This window comes from Nostoc sp. 106C, from assembly GCF_002154725.1.
Classification (GTDB): domain Bacteria; phylum Cyanobacteriota; class Cyanobacteriia; order Cyanobacteriales; family Nostocaceae; genus Aulosira.
In genome coordinates, this window is record NZ_MTAW01000227.1 from 22,355 (window position 1) to 30,670 (window position 8,316).

The following is an 8,316-nucleotide window of genomic DNA, read 5'->3' on the forward strand; positions in this document are numbered from 1 at the left end:
TACAGCAGGGTGCATCATCACCAGTTAAAGATTTTGGTTATTTCTTTAACTCGTGCTTAAAAGCCGTTTGACCGTACTTTCTCATTGGAAAGTGCATGTCAAACGGCTTATATTTATAGCTATTTTTAATTGCTGAGAATACAGGAGCTAGTTGCGTCGCTAGGGTATATCTCTGTTATTTTACTTAGGTAAAACCTGCCGCAGTGCTTCTAAAAGTTGGTCAACACTTTCTTTTCGGCTATTGAAGCCCATAAGTCCTACGCGCCAGACTTGACCAGCTAGTTCACCAAGACCACCGCCAATTTCAATGTTATGTTCATTGAGTAACTGTCGAGCAATCGCCTTGCCATCTACCCCTTCAGGAATACGCACAGTAGTAAGTGTTGGTAAACGAAACTCTCGCTCAACATGCAAACTTAGCCCTAAATCTTCCAAGCCATCCCACAAATACTCTACGTTCTTTTGATGACGTTGCCAGCAGTTTGCCAGCCCTTCTTCGGCAACTAAACGCAGTGCTTCCCGCAGGGCATAGTAGAGATTAATTGGGGCGGTATGATGATAGATGCGTTCGCTACCCCAATATTTACCTAGCAAGTTCATATCCAAATACCAGTTAGCAACCTTGGTACGGCGCTGTTGCAATTTCTCGATCGCACGGGGACTCATGGTAAAGGGCGAAGCACCTGGTGGACAACCCAATCCTTTTTGGCTACAGCTATAGGCGAGGTCAACTCCCCAATTATCTAAAAATATCGGCACACCACCAAGACTTGTAACAGTATCCACTAGCAGCAGAGTGCCAAATTCACGACATATGTCGGCAACTCCCTCTAAAGGTTGTCGTGCGCCAGTGGAGGTTTCAGCATGAACTAAAGCGAGAATTGCCGGGCGATGAGTTTCTATTGCAGTGCGGAGTTCATCTAGTGTGAAAACTTGCCCCCAAGGTTTGGTAATAGTATGGACATCTGCGCCATATCGTCCAGCCATATCAACGAGGCGATTACCAAAGTATCCAGCTACACCCACTAATACTACATCACCGGGTTCAGTAACATTGGCGATCGTTGCTTCCATTGCTGCGGTTCCCGTACCGCTGACTGCAATTGTCAGGGGGTTTTCTGTCTGCCATACATAGCGCAGTAACGACTGAATTTCATCCATCAATGCTAGAAAAGCTGGGTCAAGATGCCCAACTGGAGAAGTATTCATCGCTTGCAGCACAGCAGGATGGGCATTGGATGGCCCTGGCCCTAGCAGTAAACGGGATGGTATTTCTAAAGGTGCAATTTGCAACCTCTGACTGTCGTTGATTGAGACTGTTGGCGTCATGATTTGTTCTTGGATATACGCTACTTACCGGATCATAGAGCGATCGCATCACTGTTGTTTTAATGAGTTGAAGGATTTTTAGCTTTGTGTTGGCAGTAGAGATGGGTCTATTTCTCAACTGGCTTGCCTGTGGACAATCATTTCTCCTAGAGTGAAATACAGCTTTAGTAAAATATTTGCAAATAAAATTATGGTGTTTGTAGGCAAACGACCAAATAATTTAGGGGTGAATAACGGTAAATTAGCACCCTGTCCTAATAGCCCTAACTGTGTCTCCAGCCAGAGTACAGATGCAGTTCACCAGATTGCTCCACTAACTTTCACATCTACCCCAGAACAGGCCATAGCTAATCTCAAAACTATTATTCAGTCCTTACCAAGAACTCAGATAATTACCGAAAGCCCCGATTACTTGTATGCAGAATTTAAGAGTGCCTTACTAGGTTTTGTCGATGATGTCGAGTTCTATTTAGACCGGAATGCAAATGTTATCCAAGTGCGTTCAGCTTCCCGCTTGGGTCAGAGCGATTTAGGTGTCAATCGGCAACGCATAGAGACTATTCGCACCAAGTTCAACTAATTAGAGTCAGTAATTCCAAATTCCAAATGAAGTCCCACGGCTAAAAGTACGTGGGTTTTCTGTTTGAAGGGCTAAATTCCAACCTGAGCGAGTTTAGTTAATGGAATTAAACTCAATCCTCATAATTTCCTCAGCTTCTATACATATTATGAACCTCAAGATTTTAATAGAGGCGAAATCAGAAATTCTTAAACAGCTAAACCCAAAATTTGGCTCTTATCCACCTCATCAACTTTTTGATTATGTGTAATTTCTGTAGGTATAGGAAATTGATTGCCGTATTTACCAGCCATTTGCTACATCAGCATTTCCACGGTTGTAACTTAACTTAACAAAACTTAAGATATTTTTTGAAGATGATTATTTGACTTCATAATTAGCGCAAATTTTTCAAGGGTTAGCTGACTTTATAAAAGGAAAAAAGGATGAGTAATCCAAAATTTATAGTAGAATCGAATAAAGTTTTTAATGAATTTATTAAATGTGCACAAATTCAATTAAATGGAAAATTAAATATTAAGAGTTCCCAAGGAAAGCAATGGACTTTCTACTATCGTTTAGGACAGATAATTTGGGCAACAGGAGGAACTCATCCTTATAGGCGTTTGCGTAGATGTATAGCTCAAACTTGCCCACATATTGATATTAATAATATCGAATTAGATTTAAAAAATCTATCTAGAGATTATTGGGATTACCAGCTTGTAGAAAATTTATATAGAAAGGAAGTAGTTAAACAGGAACAGCTTCAAGCTATTGTGGAAAAGACGATAGCGGAACTTTTATTTGATATAGCTCAACGAGTAAATAGTGAATTTTTGAGTTGCGATCGCAATCAAGAAGTAATTTTAGAAGCACCAATTAGTTCCACAAGCGCACAGATGTGTTTAAAGCAAATGCAAGACTCTTGGAACAATTGGAGAAAAGCTGGATTAGCGAATGTATCTCCTAACTTAGCGCCTGTATTGCGTAGACCAAAGGAACTCCAACAGCAAGTAAGTTCATCTGTTTACAACAACTTTGTGAATTTAATCAACGGCAAACATACACTTTGGGACTTAGCTGTAAAAATGAATCAGAGTGTATTGCCAGTAACCCGTTCTTTAATACCTTACATTAATCAAGGAATCACAGAATTTTTAGAAGTACCTGACTTGCCTTTACCAGTCACTAAAGTTAAAAATAGCCCTACTGTTAGCCAAGGAAAAAAATCAACTATTCCACTCATAGCTTGTGTAGATGATAGTCCACAGATGTGCAAAATTTTGGAACAGATTATTACTGCTAATGGTCTAAAATTTATTGCAATTCAAGATCCAGTACAAGCTTTACCAATTCTGATTCAAAATAAACCAGACTTAATTTTTTTAGATTTAATCATGCCAGTTGTTAACGGTTACGAAGTCTGCTCTCAGTTACGCCGCAGTTCGGTTTTGAGCAAAACACCAGTGGTAATTTTAACAGGTAGCGATGGTCTATTTGATCAAGTTCGGTCTAAGGTATTTGGTGCTACGGAATTTATTACCAAACCAGTAGTAACCGATAAGGTAATGGAGATGGTGAATAAGTTTACAGGTACAAAGACTGCATCAACAGTTAATCATCCATCTAATTTAGCAGTTTGTTATTCATAAGTTTGTAGTGAGGACTTAATTCCTCACTACGAGAGTTTTTTATTTGGTTTATTTAGCTGAATATGATAATAGAGGTATACCGTCCTGAAAAACTAGAAGTTCTCCAGGTTGGATGATCGTCCAAACTTCGTTGTCTGTGAGGGGAGTAGTAGCGATCACAGCGACGCGATCGCTTGGTGAAGTCAACTCCCGAAAATCTACAGTCATATCTTGATCGATCAAGTGAGCCGCAGCAAAGGGCGCTTGACGCACAATGTAGCTAAGTTTAGTTGAACAGTAGGCAAAAAAGTGTTCTCCATCCGAAAGCAGGTAATTAAACACACCCGCTAATGCAAGCTGCGCAGTAACTTTACTTAGTACTGGGTACAGTTTCTCTAGCGGCGGCTTACCTTGAGGAAAGCTTTGTCGGAGAGTTTCTAAGATGACGCAGAAGGCTTTTTCACTGTCTGTATCACCCACAGCTTGATAAAAGCCCATATTTTCAGGAGCGAAGTCTGGCAAATTACCGTTATGAGCAAACACCCAATACCTTCCCCAAAGTTCCCTTTGGAAAGGATGACAGTTTTGTAAAGCAACTTCACCTTGAGTAGCTTTGCGAATATGGGCAATCACATGGGTAGAGTGGATGGGATAGCGCCGTACCAAATCTGCTACCGGAGAAGTAACAGAGGGTTTCTCATCTAAAAAAATCCGACATCCCTTTTCTTCAAAGAAAGCTATACCCCAGCCATCGCTATGATCGTCAGTTTTCCCTCCCCTGGCAGAAAAACCTTCAAAAGAAAAGCAAATATCTGTTGGGGTATTGCAATTCATTCCCAGCAGTTGACACATCTTAAAAACCTGAGGCTGATCTCTGGCATTACAATACTTCAGATCGCTGCACAGTTCTGGTGCGATCGCTTCAATCTGATGATTTTAATTAGTTGCACCTATTGTGCTGTTTTTTGGACAGAAATAGGTATCAATTTCAAAAATTTACAAAAAATTTTCGTTAGAGTCTAAGAGCTGCCATTGCCATTTGATCTGAGCAGATATTCCCAGATGCGACGGATTTCTTCTCTAAAAGCTTCCCGATCGGCTTCTAAATTCTCAATCGAGTGCATAACAACCTCAGTAAGGCTGGCGACATCCTCCGTTAGCTGGGCGATCGCCTGGGTGTTAGTCGCTTGTTGTACAGCGTTATGGCGAATTTGTTCTTCAAGACGAACAAGCACTTCATCATGTCGAGTGGCTGTTTCGGAAGTGCTGGTTGAAATCTGTGCAACTTGCGTCAACAGCGGAGCTAACTGATTCAGCATTTCCGCGTGAGTTGTCAGCATAGCTTCTAGCCGATCTAATCTGCTAGGTGGTTCTGAGCCATTGTTTGTCATGTTGTATCAAGTTTGGTTATTTAAACCATTGTCTAACACCTCATCACATTGAGTGCATTTTCGTGAACTCTTGGGGGATTTATCGTGAATTATCTGAAATTTGGGGAACTCTGCACTCAGTAGAGAGGCGATCGCTTTCATCTGGAAATTGCGCGCAGCATAAGTCTTAGGTTGTCAAATGCTTTGGCATTAAGCCACAAGATAATAGCGGCGAATATCCGGTGTAGCAGCCACTAAACCTTCTAGTTTCGCGGCTGCTTCTTGGAGATGGGGTGAGTCTAGATGAATATTCAAAGCTTCATTAGAAGTCCATTCTTCTACAAAAGTGAAATCTGTGGGATCGTACTGGTTTTGCAGAAGTTCATACTTGATAGCACCTGCTTCTTGTCGAGTTGGCTCAATTAATGCCAACAGCACTGCTTTGAGTGCTTCTACTTTGTCGGGTAAAGCAGTAACGCGCGCAACAACGCGAATAGTTTGGTTAGTCATTTGTTCAGAGTTAATCGTCAATAGTCATTTGTTATTTCTTCCTTTCCTTGTCTCCCCTACTCCCTACTCACCTAAGGGCAGCAACCATATAGCGAAAGATGTATTCTACTATCTCAATATAATTGCGGGCTACTGTGGGAGAAGATGCCCAAACTGTAACACCATGATCGCGGATGAGGAGGGCTGGTATTTGTGGCGGAGTAGTTGCAAAGCGCTGTTGAATTTCAGCTGCAATGTAGGAAACTTGTAAATGGTTAGCAAAGATGGGAATTACACAACAAGGGTTCTGTTCGTAAACTCCCAAACCTTTGAGCATTTCTAAAGGTGGTAAAAGCAGGCGATCTGCTTGCACAAAGCGAGAAACCAAATTGGACTCAATAGAGTGGATGTGGTAACAAGCTTGTATTTCTGGGAAGAGGGTATAAAGTATTTGGTGAATCGCAGTTTCAGCGGAAGGTTTTAAATCAGTTGATGATTCTTCCACCTTGCCATTGAGATAAACACGAACAAAATCGCTGAGTAATAATTCTCCTTTGGAACGTCCACTAGCTGTAATCCAGAAGCTACCATCGCTAAGGCGAACAGAAAGATTTCCCGCTGTTCCCACCATCCAACCCTGCTGGTAAAAGCTGCGAGCGGTATTGATGAGTTCAAGACGGGAATCGGGTAGCATTGGGCTAGGCATAAAATAAGATTTACTTCCACAATTTCACTAGATAATCACGTACTTGCAAAAAGTTATCCCAGGGAATGTAAAGTTTTTTGTGTTCATCTAAATACTCGGCTAGGCGATCGCGCGCAAACACTACATTCGCTTCAAGTGCCATATTTAAATCAGTCAAGGAGTCACCGATCGCAATCTTCTGATAAGCCGGATATTTTGACATTATTTGCACTTTGGCAATCAGTTCTGTACCTCCCTCAAAGGGAGAGATGACTTTTAAGTGAGTACTACTAGTATCTACATCGACAGCATGGATAGCATGAACCCGTTGCACTAGGCTATCTAGAACAGTTTCTACCATTCCTCGCAAACCACCAGAAATCACCACTAAAGGTACTCCCTGAAACTCTAGAAAATCTAGCAGTTCTACAAATCCTGGGCGGATCGGCTGGATTTGAGTAAATTCCAAGATTTCGCTATAGCGTGAAGAAGGAATTGATTCTAGAATTTGCCGGACTCCCTGTCGCAGTGTCACTCGTCGTGCATACATTTCGGGAAGCAATTTTGCAGACAGTTCAGGTGCAAAATTTTTGAGAACCGCAACAAAGGTTTCCTCTACTGTGATAGTCCCGTCAAAGTCGCAAAACACAATTCGCCTCAAGTCTATCCTCCCAGTCTAAATTTTCTCAATATTTTTTACGCTACAGCCTGAGGAATGCGAATTTCCTTAGCTGTGTACTGAGGAACCCAGCCTTCAGTAGTAATAAAGTAGCGCACTGCTTTAACTCGCTTGGCTGGAGTTAGATGAAACCAGTGTTCGGTTCTGGCTGGAACATTGATGTACTCTTGTGGCTGTATTGTGAGTTCTACTTGACTACCATCGGGACGCACAAAGCCAAACACTGCTTCGCCATCGATGATGTAGCGAACTTCATCATCTGCATGGGTGTGGATCTGTGCAAACTTTGCCAATAACTCATCTAGGTTGGCAATTCCGGGATATAAGACAATAAGATCGCGGGATTGATAGCCTGCTGTTTGTTGCAACTGCTCAAAATAGCCATCTAAAGCTTGGAGTACTTGTTCTTTTTCATCTTCGTTAAGACTATCTTTTGCTAGTAAATCATGTAATTGGCGATCGCTTCCCACAGCCCAGTGATTAAGTTGAATATTCAAGGATGCCAATTCTCGCGTAATGTCTTTTAAATCCTTGTAAGATGTGCCATTTTCTAGTCGTAGAATCGCCATAAATACTCCTCCTGCAAGAAATTACAGCATATTTTTACTTGTTACTATTACTATCGGAATCCGTTTTGATTCCTGAAATTATTTGCGTAGGGAGGGAACAGGGAACAGTAAAGAAGGAATAAAAGTGTACTGAGTTTTTTTCAAAAATCAAATATAAGTCCTATATTATGCTAAATCTATAACCAGCGCTTGCGAATGGGTCTGAATCATACTGCTTTTTTGCTCTACTCAAACAAATTCCTAAAAATAATGCTAAGGAAAAATATAGGTATTGGCTCTGTCAAAATTTTCCAGCCTGAGTAATATAAGCTTTGGATGTTACTTTTACCGCACTGTACTAGGAACACAAAAATATAGCAATCCTAAGCCATTCGGGAAAAATATATTGCCTATTGCCTACTTCTTTGAATACCTTCACAAATCAAATAAGAGTGTTATAAGTATTTTTAAATTCTTTCTATTTGCTATTTTCTTTATTTAAACTTTCTAGTTCTTTTTTGGTACGTTTTAATTTTTTCCAGAGTAAGTGAATTTGTTGATAAGCTTCTTCTGGAGAAAGCTTGCCACCTGTTTGTAAGCTGCAAATATAGCTAACTCTTTGAGAAAATTCTTGGAGATTATTATTAAAAACTAAATCATCTGGCTTAAACTTACTATAATAAGAATCACGGGGATATAAAAAATCACATAATTCGGAAAGAAAATCAGATTCCTGCTTCATAAAAATTTGCCTGTTTGATTCAATAGACAAAACTATTTGCTAAATCATTGGTGGTATTTATATCATCATTCTCTATTGAGATGAATTAGAGAAATAGTAGATAGGTGTTTTTTACCTATCTACTACAAACAGAGGTTAGGAGAAAGTTGGCATATTTATAATATGATGAAAAACTTTTTCTTAAGCATGATTCGATTCATGCAAAAAATTTACTATACAAGTTAAATTGACTGGAGTTTAGACTAAGCCATCCAAAAAGACCCAGCAGTGCTGAGTTAATG

General features: G+C 40.4%; 10 protein-coding genes. 2 read left to right on the forward strand and 8 right to left on the reverse strand.

Translation table 11 applies throughout. From position 1 onward, the window contains the following. Positions 1 to 180: 180 nt before the first annotated feature. On the reverse strand, positions 181 to 1,329 hold the full coding sequence (locus BV375_RS33485; protein ID WP_086768613.1) for an alanine--glyoxylate aminotransferase family protein: 1,149 nt from the start codon (positions 1,327 to 1,329) through the stop codon (positions 181 to 183). 190 nt (positions 1,330 to 1,519) lie between these two features. Here BV375_RS33485 and BV375_RS33490 point away from each other — a divergent pair, with 190 nt between their 5' ends. Both BV375_RS33490 and BV375_RS33495 read left to right on the forward strand, forming a co-directional pair. Then, a complete protein-coding gene (locus BV375_RS33490; RefSeq protein WP_086768615.1) occupies positions 1,520 to 1,909 on the forward strand; it encodes a DUF1499 domain-containing protein in 390 nt (129 codons plus the stop codon). Between the two features lie 425 nt (positions 1,910 to 2,334). Next, the gene (locus tag BV375_RS33495; RefSeq protein WP_086768617.1) at positions 2,335 to 3,543 is read left to right on the forward strand and encodes a response regulator; all 1,209 of its coding nucleotides are present in this window, start codon (positions 2,335 to 2,337) and stop codon (positions 3,541 to 3,543) included. 48 nt (positions 3,544 to 3,591) lie between these two features. Here the strand turns inward: BV375_RS33495 and BV375_RS33500 are convergent, their stop codons facing one another. From BV375_RS33500 to BV375_RS33530, 7 genes are all read right to left on the reverse strand, one after another. Further along, complete coding sequence (locus BV375_RS33500; RefSeq protein ID WP_086768619.1) at positions 3,592 to 4,374, reverse strand: class II glutamine amidotransferase; 783 nt, start codon at positions 4,372 to 4,374, stop codon at positions 3,592 to 3,594. A 167-nt stretch (positions 4,375 to 4,541) separates the two neighbouring features. Continuing rightward, complete coding sequence (locus tag BV375_RS33505) at positions 4,542 to 4,913, reverse strand: hypothetical protein (RefSeq protein ID WP_086768621.1); 372 nt, start codon at positions 4,911 to 4,913, stop codon at positions 4,542 to 4,544. Positions 4,914 to 5,102: 189 nt separating this feature from the next. Continuing rightward, positions 5,103 to 5,402 (reverse strand): putative quinol monooxygenase, encoded by a 300-nt coding sequence (locus BV375_RS33510; RefSeq protein WP_086768623.1) that lies wholly within the window; start codon positions 5,400 to 5,402, stop codon positions 5,103 to 5,105. Between the two features lie 67 nt (positions 5,403 to 5,469). Beyond that, on the reverse strand, positions 5,470 to 6,087 hold the full coding sequence (mtnB, locus tag BV375_RS33515; RefSeq protein ID WP_086768625.1) for a methylthioribulose 1-phosphate dehydratase: 618 nt from the start codon (positions 6,085 to 6,087) through the stop codon (positions 5,470 to 5,472). Positions 6,088 to 6,097: 10 nt separating this feature from the next. Continuing rightward, positions 6,098 to 6,727, reverse strand: coding sequence for an HAD-IB family phosphatase (locus BV375_RS33520; RefSeq protein WP_086768627.1), 630 nt, complete (start codon positions 6,725 to 6,727; stop codon positions 6,098 to 6,100). Positions 6,728 to 6,762: 35 nt separating this feature from the next. Next, entirely contained in the window at positions 6,763 to 7,314 is a 552-nt protein-coding gene (locus BV375_RS33525) for an acireductone dioxygenase (RefSeq protein WP_086768628.1), read from the reverse strand. Between the two features lie 457 nt (positions 7,315 to 7,771). Next, positions 7,772 to 8,035, reverse strand: coding sequence for a hypothetical protein (locus BV375_RS33530; RefSeq protein WP_086768630.1), 264 nt, complete (start codon positions 8,033 to 8,035; stop codon positions 7,772 to 7,774). Between the last annotated feature and the right edge of the window lie 281 nt (positions 8,036 to 8,316).

Excerpts from the sequence above, each read along its gene's own strand:
- BV375_RS33485 (WP_086768613.1), bottom strand. The coding sequence starts at position 1,329 with ATGACGCCAACAGTCTCAATCAACGACAGTCAGAGGTTGCAAATTGCA.
- BV375_RS33490 (WP_086768615.1), top strand. The coding sequence starts at position 1,520 with ATGGTGTTTGTAGGCAAACGACCAAATAATTTAGGGGTGAATAACGGT.
- BV375_RS33495 (WP_086768617.1), top strand. The coding sequence starts at position 2,335 with ATGAGTAATCCAAAATTTATAGTAGAATCGAATAAAGTTTTTAATGAA.
- BV375_RS33500 (WP_086768619.1), bottom strand. The coding sequence starts at position 4,374 with ATGTGTCAACTGCTGGGAATGAATTGCAATACCCCAACAGATATTTGC.
- BV375_RS33505 (WP_086768621.1), bottom strand. The coding sequence starts at position 4,913 with ATGACAAACAATGGCTCAGAACCACCTAGCAGATTAGATCGGCTAGAA.
- BV375_RS33510 (WP_086768623.1), bottom strand. The coding sequence starts at position 5,402 with ATGACTAACCAAACTATTCGCGTTGTTGCGCGCGTTACTGCTTTACCC.
- mtnB (WP_086768625.1), bottom strand. The coding sequence starts at position 6,087 with ATGCCTAGCCCAATGCTACCCGATTCCCGTCTTGAACTCATCAATACC.
- BV375_RS33525 (WP_086768628.1), bottom strand. The coding sequence starts at position 7,314 with ATGGCGATTCTACGACTAGAAAATGGCACATCTTACAAGGATTTAAAA.
- BV375_RS33530 (WP_086768630.1), bottom strand. The coding sequence starts at position 8,035 with ATGAAGCAGGAATCTGATTTTCTTTCCGAATTATGTGATTTTTTATAT.